Genomic DNA, 16,190 nt, shown 5'->3' on the forward strand with positions numbered 1-16,190 from the left:
GGAGATATAACAATGGCAAGAGAATTCAGCCGTACTCAACGCGTTGCACAGGAAATGCAAAAAGAGATTGCCATCATTTTACAGAGAGAAGTAAAAGATCCTCGGATCGGTATGGCGACTGTTTCTGGTGTTGAAGTTTCCCGTGATTTGGCTTATGCCAAAGTATTTGTTACCTTTCTGAATGTGTTGACTGAAGAACATGATTCTGATGTGGTGAAAAACGGTATTAAGGCATTGAATGAAGCCTCTGGTTTTATTCGTTCTTTGCTGGGTAAGGCAATGCGTTTGCGTATCGTACCAGAACTGACTTTCTCCTATGATAATTCCCTGGTCGAAGGGATGAGAATGTCCAATCTGGTCACTAATGTCGTGAAGAATGATGAACAGCGCCGGGCTTCTGTGGATCACAAAGAGGAGTAGTAATGGGGCGTCGTCGTCGCGGTCGTGATATACATGGCGTGTTGTTACTGGATAAGCCGCAGGATATTTCTTCTAATGATGTGTTGCAAAAAGTAAAACGTATTTTCAACGCCAATAAAGCTGGTCACACTGGCGCGTTGGATCCGCTGGCAACGGGTATGCTGCCGGTTTGTCTCGGTGAAGCTACGAAGTTTTCCCAGTTCTTACTTGATTCTGATAAGCGTTATCGGGTGATAGCCCGCCTTGGTCAGCGTACTGACACATCTGATTCACACGGGCAGATTATCAGTGAAAGAGCAATCCGGTTAGATCAGGTTCAGCTTAATGAAGCTTTGGCTAAATTTCGCGGTGATACCATGCAAATTCCTTCAATGTATTCTGCACTGAAACATCAGGGGAAACCACTGTATGAGTATGCTCGTCAAGGTATTGAAGTAGAACGGGAAGCACGGCCAATTACGGTCTATGAATTGCAGTTTATCCGCTGGGAAGATGATGAACTGGAATTGGAAATACACTGTTCGAAAGGAACCTATATTCGCACTATTATTGATGATTTAGGTGAATTATTAGGTTGTGGTGCTCATGTTATTTATTTACGTCGTTTACAGGTAGCAAATTATCCAAATGATCGAATGGTTACGCTTGAGCAATTATATGAATTGCAAAAGCAGGCTGAAGATCGGGAAATACCTGTGGACGAATTAATTGATTCGTTGTTATTACCCATGGATAGTGCAGTTGCTCATTTCCCAGAGGTTAATTTACTTCCGGTAGTTGCGGCTTATTTTAAACAAGGTCAGGCGGTACGAAGTGCTAAATCTCTGGCTCTGATTGAGAGTATAGTGCGTGTAACTGAGGGTAATGAACGCAAATTCATTGGCATTGCTGTTATCAATGATGATGGGCTTGTTGCTCCTCGCCGTTTGGTTGTTGAAAACCAGGATTAGGGTATTTGGGGCTATCTTGCGCTTAACTTATTTGCAGCGTAGAATGGCGCAGCTATATGTTGGGTAGCTGAATTAGAGATCGGCACCTGTAATTTTAATTTATGTATTTTTGGAGTTGTAATATGTCTCTAAATACTGAAGCAAAAGCGCAAATTATTGCTGAATTTGGTCGTGATGCGAATGACAGTGGTTCTAGTGAAGTGCAGGTTGCTCTGCTGACCGCACAAATTAACCATCTGCAAGGCCATTTTTCAGAGCACAAAAAAGATCACCATAGCCGTCGTGGTCTGCTGCGCATGGTTTCTCAGCGTCGTAAATTGCTGGACTATCTGAAGCGTAAGAATGTAACAAGTTACACTGCGCTGATTGGGCGTCTTGGCTTACGTCGCTAATCAAGCAAGTTTCAGTGGAAAGGGGCCATATATGGCCCCTTTTCTTCTGAGAAATCATCATATGTAACAGCATAAGAATGCTGATGATGGTTTTTGGGTAAGGCTCTTCGGTTACAGAGGTTCGCGCGGCTAATGAGAGTGCTTAAAGGAGTGAGAGCTGTCATTAGTCGCGAGGATGTGGCATGAAGAGATCATTCATTGTTGTCTGCTGAATATAAAAGACAACGTTAACGAAAGGATATTATTTTGCTAAATCCGATTGTTCGTAAATTTCAATATGGTCAACATACCGTTACTATCGAAACTGGTATGATGGCACGCCAGGCCACAGCTGCTGTCATGGTCAATATGGATGACACTGCTGTATTCGTCACTGTTGTTGGTCAGAAAAAAGTAAAAGCTGGTCAGGGTTTCTTCCCGCTGACTGTTAACTATCAGGAGCGTACTTACGCCGCTGGCCGTATCCCAGGCAGCTTCTTCCGTCGTGAAGGTCGCCCAGGAGAAGGCGAAACGTTGGTAGCCCGTTTGATTGATCGTCCTTTGCGCCCTCTGTTTCCGGAAGGTTTCCTGAACGAGGTTCAAATTGTAGCGACTGTTGTTTCTGTCAATCCACAAATTAACCCGGATATCGTTGCAATGATTGGTGCTTCTGCTGCGCTGGCATTGTCTGGTATTCCATTCAATGGCCCGATTGGCGCTGCTCGCGTTGGTTATATTAATGATCAATATGTGCTGAACCCAACCAGTGATGAGCTGAAAAACAGCCGTTTGGATCTGGTGGTTTCAGGTACTGCCGGTGCTGTTTTGATGGTGGAATCTGAAGCAGATCTGCTGGCTGAAGAACAAATGCTGGGTGCGGTAGTGTTCGGCCATGATCAACAACAAGTGGTTATTGATAACATTAATGCGTTGGCTGCGGAAGCGGGCAAAGAGAAATGGGATTGGGTGCCAGAATCTGTTAACCAGGCGTTGCATGATCGTGTAGCTGAATTAGCAGAAAGGCGTCTGGGTGATGCTTACCGTATCACTGAGAAACAGGAGCGTTATGCTCAGGTTGATGCTATCAAAGATGAAGTTACAGCAGCGCTGTTAGAGCAGGATGAAACTTTGGAAGAAGCGGAAATCCATGAAATTTTGGGCAGCTTAGAGAAAAATGTTGTGCGTAGTCGTGTCTTACGCGGTGAACCACGTATTGATGGCCGTGAAAAAGATATGGTCCGTGCATTGGACGTACGTACTGGTGTTCTGCCTCGTACTCACGGTTCTGCATTGTTTACTCGCGGTGAAACCCAGGCTCTGGTTAGTGCGACTCTGGGGACAGAACGTGATGCACAGATCATTGATGAGCTGATGGGCGAACGTACAGATCGCTTCTTGCTGCACTATAACTTCCCTCCATATTCTGTTGGCGAAACAGGTATGATGGGTTCACCAAAACGTCGTGAAATTGGTCATGGTCGTTTGGCTAAACGTGGTGTATTGGCAGTTATGCCAAAAGCTAACGAGTTCCCATACACAGTTCGTGTAGTTTCTGAAATTACAGAATCTAACGGTTCATCTTCAATGGCATCTGTTTGTGGCGCATCTCTTGCGTTGATGGATGCAGGTGTACCGATTAAAGCGGCTGTTGCTGGTATTGCAATGGGTCTGGTGAAAGAAGGTGATAACTTTGTTGTTCTGTCTGATATTTTGGGTGATGAAGATCATCTGGGTGACATGGACTTTAAAGTAGCGGGCAGCTGTGAAGGTGTCAGTGCGTTGCAAATGGATATCAAAATTGAAGGTATCACTCGTGAAATTATGCAAGTTGCTTTGAATCAGGCAAAAGGTGCGCGTTTGCATATCCTGAGCGTGATGGAACAGGCAATTAACAGCCCACGTAATGATATTTCTGAATTTGCACCACGTATTCACACTATCAAGATCAACCCTGATAAGATCAAAGATGTTATTGGTAAAGGTGGTTCGGTTATCCGTGCACTGACTGAAGAAACCGGGACTACCATTGAAATTGAAGATGATGGCACCGTGAAAATTGCTGCAACTGATAGCGAAAAAGCAAAACATGCAATCAGTCGTATTGAAGAAATTACCGCAGAGATCGAAGTTGGCCGTATTTACGCTGGTAAGGTAACTCGTATCGTTGATTTCGGTGCATTTGTTGCTATTGGTGGTGGTAAAGAAGGTCTGGTACATATTTCTCAGATTGCTGATAAGCGCGTTGAGAAAGTGGCTGACTATTTGCAGGTTGGTCAGGAAGTATCAGTTAAAGTACTGGAAATTGATCGCCAGGGTCGTGTTCGCCTGAGCATCAAAGAAGCGACAGCCGGCACCGTGGTTGAGGAAGCACAACCAGCACCACAATCAGCAGAATAAATTTGATGTCATAAACGGTGTCTTGTAAAAAAGCGCCGTTTAATAGACTCAGGGCAGGAGGCCCAATAAATGCAATAGGTGATAGGGCATTCTTAATCAATGTCTGACTTTGGGAGTAGGAAATGAATTTTTTTCTGCGCTGGTGTTATGCTGTAGCAATACTTATTTTGGCAGGATGCAGCAGCAAGGATTGGCGTAAAAACGAAGTCTTTGCTATTCCATTACAACCTTCATTGCAGCAGGAAGTTATTCTGGCCCGTATGGAACAGATTCTTGCGAGTCGATCATTGACAGAAGATGAGTACGCACAGCTTTTATATGAGAGGGGTGTGCTGTATGATAGTCTCGGGCTGAGAGCCTTGGCACGGAATGATTTTTCTATTGCCTTGTCTATTCGGCCTAATATTCCAGAGATTTTTAATTATCTGGGCATTTACTTTACGCAGGCTGGCAATTTTGATGCCGCCTATGAAGCGTTTGATTCTGTATTAGAGCTTGATCCAACTTACAATTACGCGCGTCTGAACCGCGGCATCGCGTTGTATTACGGTGGCCGGTATAAGTTAGCGCAGGATGATCTGCAGGCGTTTTATCAAGACGATCCAAATGATCCCTTCCGTTCGTTATGGTTATACCTGGTGGAAAAAGAATTTTATCCTAAAGGAGCGATGGTAAACTTGTCGCAACACTATGAAAGAGCGAACCGGGGGCAATGGGGCTGGAATATAGTTGAATTCTATTTAGGCAAAATCAGTGAATATACATTGATGGATCGCCTGAAAGAGAATGCAACGGATAACACTTCGCTCGCTGAGCATCTCAGTGAAACTGACTTCTATTTAGGTAAACATTACCTAAGTCTGGGGGACAAGGATAGCGCATCTGCGTTATTCAAGCTGACGGTAGCTAACAATGCACATAACTTTGTTGAGCACCGCTACGCATTGTTGGAATTGGCGCTGTTAGGCCAGGAACAAGACGACCTATCAGAATCGGACCAGCAATAGCTGACGAACATTTCGAGATCGATTTGCAAAGTCCATCATCTTGACCGATGAGGGCTTGTTTGTTCGTTTAATTACATACTTTGAGCCAGTTCACATTTTAAATGAAAATGACCGAAATTTTTTTCAATGCGTTATGTAGACTGGCCGCCATAACTAATGAGGCACCATTACATGACCACTGAAACTGAAATCTCTTTTGCTGATTTAGGTTTATCAGCACCTATTCTTTCTGCACTGGAAGATCTTGGCTATGAAAAGCCATCTCCAATCCAGCAACAATGTATTCCCCATTTACTAAATGGTCGTGACGTGTTGGGTATGGCACAGACCGGCAGTGGTAAAACGGCGGCATTCAGCCTGCCTTTATTACATAATATCAATGCTGAGCTGAAAGCTCCGCAGATCCTTGTTTTGGCCCCGACCCGTGAACTGGCGGTACAGGTAGCTGAAGCGTGCGCAGATTTTTCTAAACATATGCGTAACGTGAATGTTGTTGCACTGTATGGTGGGCAGCGTTATGACGTTCAGCTACGTGCTTTGCGTCAAGGCCCACAAGTTGTTGTGGGTACACCTGGGCGTCTTTTGGATCATCTGAAGCGTGGTACTTTGGATCTTTCTAACTTGAGCGGCTTGGTTTTGGATGAAGCAGACGAAATGCTGCGCATGGGCTTTATCGAAGATGTTGAAAACATCATGAGCCAGATCCCGGCTGAACACCAAACTGCGCTGTTCTCTGCAACAATGCCAGAAGCTATCCGCCGCATTACTCGTCGTTTCATGAACGATCCGCAGGAAGTTCGTATCCAGGCAAGTGTAACTACCCGTCCTGACATCAGCCAGAGCTACTGGTCTGTTCACGGTATGCGCAAAAATGAAGCGCTGGTACGTTTCCTGGAAGCTGAAGATTTTGATGCTGCGATTATTTTCGTGCGCACTAAAAATGCAACATTGGAAGTGGCGGAGGCGCTGGAGCGTAGTGGCTACAACAGTGCAGCCTTGAACGGCGATATGAACCAGGCACTGCGTGAGCAGACACTAGAACGCCTGAAAGATGGTCGTTTGGATATTTTGATCGCGACGGATGTTGCCGCGCGTGGTCTGGATGTTGAGCGCATCAGTCTGGTTGTTAACTATGATATTCCAATGGATGCGGAATCTTATGTTCACCGTATTGGCCGTACTGGTCGTGCGGGCCGAGCGGGCCGTGCGTTATTGTTTGTAGAAAACCGTGAACGCCGCTTGTTACGTAACGTTGAACGTACGATGAAACTGACTATTCCTGAAGTTGAATTGCCAAATGCGGAGCTTTTGAGTCAGCGTCGCTTGGAAAAATTCGCTGCCAATGTACAGCAGCAGTTGGAAAGTAGTGATCTGGAACAGTACCGCGTTCTGTTATCCAAATTGCAACCGGCGGAAGATTTGGACATCGAAACTCTGGCAGCGGCGTTGTTGAAAATGGCACAAGGTGAGCGTCCATTGATTCTGCCACCTGATCCGGTTCGCCGTCCTCGTCGTGAGTTCAATGAGCGTGATGATCGTCGTCGCAATGGTTTGGATGATCGTGGTGATCGGGGCGAACGTGGTGATCGTCCTCGTCGTGAACGTCGTGATGTGGGTGAAATGGAACTGTACCGTATTGAAGTCGGTCGTGATGATGGTGTTGAAGTCCGTCATATCGTTGGTGCGATTGCTAACGAAGGCGATATTAGCAGCCGTTATATTGGTAACATCAAACTGTTTGCAACTCATTCTACAATTGAGCTGCCAAAAGGTATGCCAGGCGACTTGTTGTCTCACTTTACCCGTACTCGTATTCTGAATAAGCCAATGAATATGCAGTTAATGGGTGATGCACAGCCATTCGAACGCCGCGAACGCCGTGGTGGCCCACGTAATGGTAACGGTAACGGCAATGCTCCTCGTCGTGATCGTGAAAATTTTAACGGTGGTGGCCGTCGTTTTAGCGGTGAGCGCCGTGGTGGTGAAGGCCGTAGTGGTGAAGGCCAAAGCCGTAGCAATTTCCGTGGCCGCAGTGATGATCAAGGTTCATCTGCTGCTCCACGCCGCCGTTATAGCAACAGCAACGCGCAGTAATTGACTGAACTAATATTCAAATAATAAAACGGCTCCTTTTTACAGGAGCTGTTTTTTTGTCAGTACACATAAATAGCCTTTCTCCCTTTTCGTTGTTTTTCGACATATATTGGTAACTAAGTTTTCCGGAAGGATGGCGAAGGCTACCAGTTTACCGAATTAGCTAACAAGATTATCAAAAGCTTATTTTAAGTAGGTCAATATTTGACAAGAATCATAAACCGTTACACTATTATGAAGATCTATTCTTTCTGCTAGTGATTATATGCACAAATATACAAGAAACTTTCTATAGAATAATGTGAAGATGCTATTAGTTTCCGATTGAGCAATTTTGGATGTGTAAGACATAATGAAAAAAAGAACCCTTTTTACGATCTTACTGGTTATTTTGCTCACAGCAATGGCTGTGCTATTCCGTTCTCATAACCAATATTTATTACTGCAAGGTGAAGTTGATGCACCGGAAGTGATTGTGGCATCCAAAGCCAAAGGCCGGGTGCTCGAGCGTCACGTCGAACGGGGGGATGATGTCAAAACAGGTCAGCTCTTGATCACACTTGAAAGCCCTGAATTACTGGCTCAAGTTGCTTCATTGGAAGCTGTCCGTGATCAGGCTAAAGCCCAGTTAGAGCAATCTCTGCATGGTACGCGTGAAGAAAGTATCCGGAATCTGCAAGCGGGTTTAGCACAAGCTCAGTCTGAATATGATAATGCGGTACGTGAATATAACCGTATTCAGAACATCGCGTCTAAAGGCTATGTTTCACGAAATGAACTGGATAATGCCCGCAGAGACAGGGACGTTGTCTATCAAAAAATGCAGGGAGCGAAAGCTGCGTTAGATGAAGGCATACATGGTGACAGGATTGAGCTACGCCAGAAATATGCGGCAGCTTTACGTCAGGCTGAACAGCAACTGATTGAATTACAATCCCAACGTGATGATTTGCAGGTTAAAGCGCCAGTGGCGGGTGAAGTTGGTCCGATTCCGGCAGAGGTTGGTGAATTATTTAATGCCAACAGCCCGTTGGTGACATTAGTTCGCGTACCGGAAGCTTATTTTATTTATAACTTGCGGGAAGACATTCTGGCGAAAGTGCGTAAAGGGGATAAAGTCAAACTGCGTGTTCCTGCGCTGGGTGATAAAGAGATCGAAGCAGAAATACGTTATATCGCCCCGATGGGAGATTACGCAACCAAACGCGCGACTCGTGCAACCGGTGATTTTGATCTGAGAACCTTTGAAGTTCGTTTATTCCCCTTACAGCCGGTTGAAGGCTTACGCCCTGGCATGAGCGCCTTGTGGCGTTGGGATAAATAGGTGGCTGGTTGATGAGGATCAAGGTTGCATGGCGTGGGTTCGAGCGCGCTTTTAGTCAAGAGATTCGGGCAACGATCCGCAGTCCGGTTTTTCACTGGCTAAGTTGGTTATTCCCTTTGATGCTGTTTGTGTTAATCAGCGCAAACTTTTCAGAAGGGACGTTGCTCAATCTGCCAGTCTCGGTAGTGGATAATGATCATAGCCCGTTGTCACGTAGTCTGATCCGTAACCTGGATGGCGCTTCTCATGCGCATATTAAATCCTATGATGGCGGATTGCATGAATCTCTTGAACGGCTTGGCAACGCTAAGGATTACTCTCTGCTTTATATCCCGAATAATTTTGAGGCTGATGCCCTCCGGGGGTACCAGCCAACAGTGCGTATGTATTACAACGCACTGTTTTATGGCGCTGGAAGTTATTCTATTCAGGATTTCAGTGGAGTCATGGCGGAAATCAATGCGAAATACCGTTCCGTATTGGCAACGGAGATGGGGCACCAGTTACCGCCATTAGCCAATGTCACACTTGCTTATGACAGCCTTTTCAACGCCAGTGGTAGTTACATCTATTATCAGCAGTTTGCGGCTATTATCCATTTGTTACAGCTTTTTGTTGTGACTTGCACTATTTACAGCATGTCTCGTAGCAGTACGCTGATGACAATGAAACCGTTTACCTTCGCCCTGTTAGGAAAACTGGCACCTTATACCTTGTTTTTTACTCTGTTGTTGATTGTGGAGTTGGCGGCGCTGATTGGGGTATTTGATGCAAAAGTGAATGGTAATCCAATATATATGGTGATAGTAGGTTTCTTCTATGTGATTGCTGCTCAGAGTGTTGGCCTGTTGTTATTTACTTTCACCAATAGCGCACTAACAGCTTATAGCCTTATCGGGGTGCTGGTAAGTATTGCGATGACCTTTTCGGGTATGTCAGTACCTGAATTATCAATGATATTGCCGGCGCGGATAATTGCCAATCTTGAGCCTTTGACCCATGCCTTGAATGCGATGTTTGATATTTTTCTGCGTGAGGTTTCTTTGCTGGGTATTTTATCTGTTTGTGCTTCGTTACTGACCTATCCGGTCGTTTGCTCCCTGCTGGTGCGTAACCGGTTATTGAAACGGCTTAGTCTGCCACAAGGTGGTGAATGATGCAGATGTATTGGCAGACTTTTCGCCGGGTATTAATGGGAATGCTAGAAAAACCCATGTGGATGTTGATGTTGGCTTCCCTGTGTCTGATGAGTTTAGTGTATGTCCGGCCAACCGTATGGGATTTGCCCGTTGCCGTGATCGATCAGGATCACAGCTTCGCCAGTCGTGCTCTGATACGTCAGCTTAATTCCACGGCTAAAATTGCGGTCCACAGCTATGACAATCTGGCTGATGCTCGTCACGATCTGCTATTACGTGAAATTTTCGCGATCATCATCATACCGGCGGATCTGGAGAAAAATATCCTTAATGGAAAAAACATCACCTTCCCGATTTATGGAGATGCCACGAGTCGTCTTGCCAATGGGCAAATTCAGCAAGAGTTGACCTCTGCCCACCGGCAATTGCTGAGTGAATATAACAGCAAATTACTACTGAAATATGGTTTTAGTCCTGAACAGGTAAAACTATTATTGATGCCAATTCGTAGTGAAACTATTGGATTGTTCAACCCAGGTGTTAGCTTTGCTGCAATTACCTTTCCTGGTCTGTTGGTGATGTTGTTGCAACACTCTTTACTCATATCTTGTGTGCGGGCCAGTATTACGATGCGCAGCACACCGAAAGGTAAACCACCATTACCCGTCTATTTAGGGGCATTATCGGCGCTATTACCCATCTGGCTTTTCCTCTCCATCATATTTTTTGTTCTTTGGCCGTGGGTATTGGGATACCGTCAGGAAGCATCTATTCCTCTGTTATTAATGCTGACTTTCCTGTTTATGTTATCGGTGTTTGGATTGGGGAAGCTGGTGACAGAATGCATGCGCAGTGTGGAAATGATCTATCTGACGCTTGCCCTTAGCACAACGCCGGTGTTCTATATTTCCGGCACAATCTGGCCGGTACAGGCGATGCCTGATTGGGTGAGGGCAATCTCTTCCGCCTTACCATCCACTTGGGCGACAAAAGCGATTGCAGGTGTTAACCAGATGGGGTTGCCATTACAGAATGTGCTGGGAGATATCGCCATGATGCTGATCCTTGGCGTGGTTTATACGCTGCTGGGGATTCTGATCGGGATGGTGCGTAATGGTGAATTTAGGAAAATAACCTATTATTTGCGAAGGATATTTAAGTGATGGCTCAAGCTCTGCTTGTGGTGTCGAGTTATCTTTAACCGAAAAATTGGTACCAATGGTTAAAAGTCTGGCGAATTAATTAGTTAGAAAGGTTATAACGGTTGGACGGGTATTAAATCGAAGCGTAGAAAAGAAATGCGATTGAACGGGTTAAATCAGGGTAAAGTAAGTTTAAATTGGCATATTTAAAGTATCGTGGTTTTTTATAACAAATTCAACATAATAATGTTGTAAGTAACTTGGTTCGTATTCGGTTAAATCATTTACAGGGTCTCGTTTTTTTATACCAATTTTTATGCTTGATGGTTTAATTGGTTTATGAAAAAATTTATTCCCAGTTAAAAATGTTATTAAATCTTGCTCCTTTTGGAAAATATATTGCCTAGGCGGATTCGACTAATAAGTGCAGTTTTTTAAATGACATTAACCATTAACAAAAAACTTAAAATAAATCAGCGACAAAAAATATTATCCGAAAAAAACATAAAGGAGTATCTGTATACTACAAAGCTATTTACGAGTTTATTTATGAAGATAAAACAAAGGATGATAACTTATAAAAACTGCTCAGAATTTCCAGTAAAACAGCTTCAATCGATTAAATAATCTCCCCGAAAAACACGGGGTGGGAAAACACCGAATGAATTATTTAAAGGAATACGAACCTGTTTACTTCCAGATTAACGATGTTGCACTTATCATGTGAATCCACCAGTTCAATAAATATCATCATGGAAAATTTCATGAAGAAACAGTGTGCGGAATGGAAAAATAATTTTCAGATATTTAATATAAATAACTTAATACAAATAATTTAATATAGTTCTGGTTGCAAATTGTTAAATTATTTATTACCACCAACTATACAAAAATAGTTAATCTTCTAAGTTATAAGAACATTTAATTATCTTTGCCTCGAACTAAACTGTCATTAACGCGAATCCAAGGGGATTGCCTTTATAATAATTCAATATATTTATTATAAAATAACATTATTTAATTTGAGGAGAATATATGAGTACGAAGAATGATTTTAAGGCTTTTTCTATTAGCAATAATGCTAACGTAGTAAGCCAAGAAAGATATGAAGAAGAGCAAAGTTTAAAAACTGGGTTTCCTCCAGAGCATATTACCACTCATGTGTTAAATAAGGTATTACGTCAGTCATCAACCATATCATCTGTCGTGGCTAATTTTATAGAGACACAATCTGGCAATGATGTTCTTGATGATGGAAATATAGTTAAACTCACTAATCAATTAAATAAAGCCTTAGAACAAAAGATAGCAACAGAAGTTCCCAGTGCTTCATTAACTCAAAAAGGAATAGTTCAACTCACAGACAAAACTGGCAACAGTAATTCACTTGCAGTCACTCAGAAACTTGTTTCTGATATCAATGATAATGCTAACAATAGATTGGCAAAAAACCAAAATGGCGCAGACATTCCGGATAAAAATGCGTTTGTGAAAAATCTCGGATTGGCGGAAACTGTGAATCTGGCCAAGAATGCCGTGCCGAATAGCAGAAAAATTAACGGCAAGGCGTTGACTGGGGATGTTATTCTGAATGCTGGAGATGTGGAAGCATTTAGGCTCGGATTAACAGAAAGATACACTGTTAATAATCAAGTTCCCTGGAACGCAAACACAGGGTTATATGATTTGCTGAACCCTGGAATAGATTCTTCGCATATCGCTCATTTCAATAATGGCATTGGAAGTTGCCCCGCTTTTCAATTGAGAGTGCAGTACAGAAATGGAGGAATCGCTTATCGCTCTGCCCGTGATAGTTATGGTTTTGAGGAAGATTGGACTTATATTTACACAACAAAAAATAAACCGACTGCGGCGGATATCGGAGCATATACAAAATCTGAAGGTTCTGAATTTATCCAGCCAAAATATGTGACTCAAGCGAATATAACTGATTTTACAGCATGGATAAAATCATTGCCACAGGGCGGTCATGCATTCAGATTTAACGGGGAGCATGGCATTGGCTATTCATGGTCAGGCGGCTATATAACAAGAATGCATGATATATGGGCAGGATTTGTCGCGCATTACGACTATGCCGGTATTAGCTTTATCCACGGAAATGATGGGGGCGGAAATACAAAAGTTAGCCGACTTTGGACAGATAAAAATGCACACCCTGACGCTAATGGCATTCTTAGAAGAGCCAGCCCAGTTGTAGATATTCATCCAGACGGAACTTACCAGTTAACTAGCGAAGCTGAGGGAGTGACTGTTAAGCGTGTAGATACAGGGAAATATCGTATCAGCGGCTGCAACGGTTTTGCCAAAGATGGGGCATGGGGAATTCACGGTGGAACTGTCGTCCCAGCAGACAGCAACGGGTTAAATCTTATTTGGGTTTGCGAATCGGTAGACACATCCAGCGGTAATATAACCATCGAATGTTACCATCGTCAAAACACAGACGCACCGAAATTTGCTCAAAATAAGCGCGTCAAAAGCCTAACGGCAACAGGAGAAATCGTTTATTACAATGATGGTGAACCGTGCGATATTCCAGACGGAAGAGTGATCAATGTTCGTGTGCAAGTACCTGAAAAACCATAATAATGGCAATCAGAGCTTTGTAATCAGGGCTATATAGCCCTGTATTACTGCAACTCATAGCCAGAAGCTCCAGCACTTTCCATTCCTTCCTACAATTTTTCTATTTCGAGTTCCTCTCCAAATCTTTTGGCATCGGGACACAAACATCCAAACGGCAAAATGATAGCCATGCTCATCATGAAAATTGCCGACAAAAAGTTTAAAATTGGCAATGGAGTATTTCATCCGTCATTCTGCACCTAATTCCTGATTTAAAGATAGTGTTATCTTTCGCATGTTTTGTGTATTTATGGATTGCATCTTTGCGGCGGTTTTTTATTTTGGCGTGGATAGCTTTCACCCGGGATTTTTTGTTTGCCCGTTGCGCTTTGCCTAATGAGGAGCCCAGCTCGCGGTAGAACCGGCCTGCTGCCAGTGGCTCCCCTTCTGTTGGCATGGCGGTTTCTTTCAGGCCTATACCTTGCAAACCCTGTACGATTTTGAATCCGAATGCCAGCTTATCCGTATTGATACGCCTGAGGCTAAGGATGTCGTCACTTATCAAGGCCGTGCGCCCAAGTAAAGATAAACAGCCTGATGTTCATTATCAGCTCTCTGGCCGGGTTTACAGCCAGTTGGATAAAGTTGCTTATGCAAGGTTTCCGGTTCCTGAAAAACACGTTTGCTTTCTATTCGATCCTATTAATCACAAGGTATTGAAAGCATGATTAATCGCATTAAAAAATTTTTTTAAGTAAAAGATGTTACATGGTTGAAAAAGGTTTTCGAAAAGTGAGATAAATCGTTAAAGAAAGCTAGGAAGCTTTTCGATTAACCGGATTAATAGAGAGAAAAAGAAAAAGAAAAAGAAAAAGAAAAAGAAAAAGAAAAAGAAAAAGAAAAAGAAAAAGAAAAAGAAAAAGAAAAGGTATTAAAGCTTTTGGATTTTTTATCAAGATCGGATTTAACTCGGTAAATGAAATTTTTTAGCTGCGGATTTAATGGTATTTAATCGAAAATGATTAACCGTTAAAAGAGAGTTGAAAAGAAATCCACATATAAAAGAATATTATCCGAAAGGAATAGGTATTAAAGCGTTTTATCGACGGTTGTTTTACGGGTAAAACTCTAAAAACCATGCAATAAAAAAGGGATAAAACGGTTAATGTGGCAGGATTTAAGTGCTGAAAAAGGCGGGTAAAACAGCGTTAGTAAAGATAAAAAGTGGAGAGGTTTAGGGGGTGTTAAACGTAAAATACGATATTTTATGGTGATTAAATGTAATAAAAACCCCGTATTAAAAGGGGTGAAAACAAGGATTAAAATTTTACACGCGATTTATTTTACATTTACCTAACCTGCCATGATTTTTTTAAAACTCAAGTGAAAAGGCATTAAAGCTTTTGGCTTTTATATCAAGGTCGGATTTAACTCGGTAAATGAAATTTTTTAGCTGCGGATTTAATGGTGTTTAATCGAAAATGATTAACCGTTAAAAGAGAGTTGAAAAGAAATTCACATATAAAAGAATATTATCCGAAAGGAATAGGTATTAAAGCGTTTTATCGACGGTTGTTTTACGGATAAAACCTTAAAAACAATGTAATAAAAAAGGGATAAAACAGTTAATGTGGCAGGATTTAAGTCCTGAAAAAGGTGGGTAAAACAGCGTTGGTAAAGATAAAAAGTGGAGAGATTTAAGGTTTATTAAACGTAAAACATGATATTTTATGATGATTAAATGTAATAAAAATCCCGTGTTAAAAGGGGTGAAAACAAGGATTAAAATTTTATGCGCGATTTATTTTACATTTACCTAACCTGCCATGAGTATTTAAAAATGCAAGTGAAAAGGTATTAAAGCTTTTGGCTTTTTTATCAAGGTCGGATTTAACTCGGTAAATGCGAGTTTTTAGCGGGGGATTTAATGGTATTTAATCGGAAATGATTAACTGTTAAAAGAGAGTTGAAAAGAAATCCACATATAAAATAATATTATCCGAACGGAACAGGTATTAAAGCGTTTTATCGACGGTTGTTTTACGGATAAAACTCTAAAAGTAATGTAATAAAAAAGGGATAAAACAGTTAATGTGGCAGGATTTAAACTCTAAAAAAGGCGGATAAAACAGCGTTGGTAAAGATAAAAAGTGGAGAGGTTTAGGGTTTATTAAACGTAAAACATGATATTTTATGATGATTAAATGTAATAAAAATCCCGTGTTAAAAGGGGTGAAAACAAGGATTAAAATTTTACACGCGATTTATTTTACATTTACCTAACCTGCCATGAGTATTTAAAAATGCAAGTGAAAAGGAATTAAAGCTTTTGGCTTTTTTATCAAGGTCGGATTTAACTCGGTAAATGCGAGTTTTTAGCGGGGGATTTAATGGTATTTAATCGAAAATGATTAACCGTTAAAAGAGAGTTGAAAAGAAATCCACATATAAAATAATATTATCCGAAAGGAATAGGTATTAAAGCGTTTTATCGATGGTTGTTTTACGGATAAAACCCTAAAAGTAATGTAATAAAAAAGGGATAAAACGGTTAATGTGGCAGGATTTAAGTTCTGAAAAATGCGGCTAAAACAGCGTTGGTAAAGATAAAAAGTGGAGGTATTTAGGGTTTGTTAAACGTAAAACATGATAGCGGATGATGATTAAACTTAATAAAAAGCAGGCGTTAAAAGGGGTAAAAAAACGGTTAAAACTTTATACCGATTAAAATCATCAGTTAAAAAAATGACGTTTAAT

13 protein-coding genes are annotated in these 16,190 nt (G+C 42.0%); 12 read left to right on the plus strand and 1 reads right to left on the minus strand.

The genetic code is table 11. From position 1 onward, the window contains the following. Positions 1-12 precede the first annotated feature (12 nt). The 11 genes from rbfA (at position 13) to C5471_RS17590 (ending at position 13,454) form a co-directional block, all read left to right on the plus strand. Complete coding sequence (gene rbfA / locus C5471_RS17540; RefSeq protein WP_133813818.1) at positions 13-420, plus strand: 30S ribosome-binding factor RbfA; 408 nt, start codon at positions 13-15, stop codon at positions 418-420. A gap of 2 nt (positions 421-422) precedes the next feature. Continuing rightward, a complete protein-coding gene (truB, locus tag C5471_RS17545) occupies positions 423-1,370 on the plus strand; it encodes a tRNA pseudouridine(55) synthase TruB (RefSeq protein WP_133813817.1) in 948 nt (315 codons plus the stop codon). 122 nt (positions 1,371-1,492) lie between these two features. Next, on the plus strand, positions 1,493-1,762 hold the full coding sequence (gene rpsO, locus C5471_RS17550) for a 30S ribosomal protein S15 (protein WP_133813816.1): 270 nt from the start codon (positions 1,493-1,495) through the stop codon (positions 1,760-1,762). Positions 1,763-2,008: 246 nt separating this feature from the next. Next, positions 2,009-4,138, plus strand: coding sequence for a polyribonucleotide nucleotidyltransferase (gene pnp, locus C5471_RS17555; protein WP_133813815.1), 2,130 nt, complete (start codon positions 2,009-2,011; stop codon positions 4,136-4,138). 122 nt (positions 4,139-4,260) lie between these two features. Continuing rightward, entirely contained in the window at positions 4,261-5,145 is an 885-nt protein-coding gene (gene nlpI, locus C5471_RS17560; RefSeq protein WP_021323312.1) for a lipoprotein NlpI, read from the plus strand. A gap of 107 nt (positions 5,146-5,252) precedes the next feature. Then, positions 5,253-5,327 (plus strand): protein YrbN, encoded by a 75-nt coding sequence (gene yrbN, locus C5471_RS25365; RefSeq protein ID WP_350305794.1) that lies wholly within the window; start codon positions 5,253-5,255, stop codon positions 5,325-5,327. Beyond that, positions 5,317-7,239, plus strand: a complete 1,923-nt coding sequence (locus tag C5471_RS17570; protein WP_133813814.1) for a DEAD/DEAH family ATP-dependent RNA helicase — start codon at positions 5,317-5,319, stop codon at positions 7,237-7,239. The genes yrbN and C5471_RS17570 overlap by 11 nt, the downstream gene beginning before the upstream one ends. A gap of 352 nt (positions 7,240-7,591) precedes the next feature. Beyond that, positions 7,592-8,563, plus strand: a complete 972-nt coding sequence (locus C5471_RS17575; protein WP_133813813.1) for an HlyD family secretion protein — start codon at positions 7,592-7,594, stop codon at positions 8,561-8,563. Positions 8,564-8,574: 11 nt separating this feature from the next. Beyond that, on the plus strand, positions 8,575-9,720 hold the full coding sequence (locus C5471_RS17580; RefSeq protein ID WP_133813812.1) for an ABC transporter permease: 1,146 nt from the start codon (positions 8,575-8,577) through the stop codon (positions 9,718-9,720). After that, entirely contained in the window at positions 9,720-10,865 is a 1,146-nt protein-coding gene (locus tag C5471_RS17585) for an ABC transporter permease (protein WP_133814252.1), read from the plus strand. The genes C5471_RS17580 and C5471_RS17585 overlap by 1 nt, the downstream gene beginning before the upstream one ends. 1,014 nt (positions 10,866-11,879) lie before the next feature. Continuing rightward, positions 11,880-13,454 (plus strand): phage tail protein, encoded by a 1,575-nt coding sequence (locus tag C5471_RS17590; RefSeq protein ID WP_133813811.1) that lies wholly within the window; start codon positions 11,880-11,882, stop codon positions 13,452-13,454. A 199-nt stretch (positions 13,455-13,653) separates the two neighbouring features. Here the strand turns inward: C5471_RS17590 and C5471_RS24485 are convergent, their stop codons facing one another. Beyond that, positions 13,654-13,998 (minus strand): transposase, encoded by a 345-nt coding sequence (locus C5471_RS24485; RefSeq protein WP_242688761.1) that lies wholly within the window; start codon positions 13,996-13,998, stop codon positions 13,654-13,656. Between C5471_RS24485 and C5471_RS17600 the strand changes: the two genes are divergently transcribed. Then, positions 13,982-14,161: a hypothetical protein gene (locus C5471_RS17600; protein WP_133813810.1), complete on the plus strand. Its 180-nt coding sequence runs from the start codon at positions 13,982-13,984 to the stop codon at positions 14,159-14,161. The two genes, C5471_RS24485 and C5471_RS17600, sit on opposite strands and share 17 nt — an antisense overlap. Positions 14,162-16,190: the final 2,029 nt, after the last annotated feature.

It is taken from the genome of Photorhabdus tasmaniensis, assembly GCF_011189505.1.
Taxonomy (GTDB): domain Bacteria; phylum Pseudomonadota; class Gammaproteobacteria; order Enterobacterales; family Enterobacteriaceae; genus Photorhabdus; species Photorhabdus tasmaniensis.

Coding starts and splice junctions, on each gene's coding strand:
- nlpI (WP_021323312.1), top strand. CDS start 4,261: ATGAATTTTTTTCTGCGCTGGTGTTATGCTGTAGCAATACTTATTTTG.
- rbfA (WP_133813818.1), top strand. CDS start 13: ATGGCAAGAGAATTCAGCCGTACTCAACGCGTTGCACAGGAAATGCAA.
- C5471_RS17585 (WP_133814252.1), top strand. CDS start 9,720: ATGCAGATGTATTGGCAGACTTTTCGCCGGGTATTAATGGGAATGCTA.
- C5471_RS17600 (WP_133813810.1), top strand. CDS start 13,982: ATGTCGTCACTTATCAAGGCCGTGCGCCCAAGTAAAGATAAACAGCCT.
- C5471_RS17580 (WP_133813812.1), top strand. CDS start 8,575: ATGAGGATCAAGGTTGCATGGCGTGGGTTCGAGCGCGCTTTTAGTCAA.
- C5471_RS17590 (WP_133813811.1), top strand. CDS start 11,880: ATGAGTACGAAGAATGATTTTAAGGCTTTTTCTATTAGCAATAATGCT.
- C5471_RS17575 (WP_133813813.1), top strand. CDS start 7,592: ATGAAAAAAAGAACCCTTTTTACGATCTTACTGGTTATTTTGCTCACA.
- C5471_RS17570 (WP_133813814.1), top strand. CDS start 5,317: ATGACCACTGAAACTGAAATCTCTTTTGCTGATTTAGGTTTATCAGCA.
- rpsO (WP_133813816.1), top strand. CDS start 1,493: ATGTCTCTAAATACTGAAGCAAAAGCGCAAATTATTGCTGAATTTGGT.
- truB (WP_133813817.1), top strand. CDS start 423: ATGGGGCGTCGTCGTCGCGGTCGTGATATACATGGCGTGTTGTTACTG.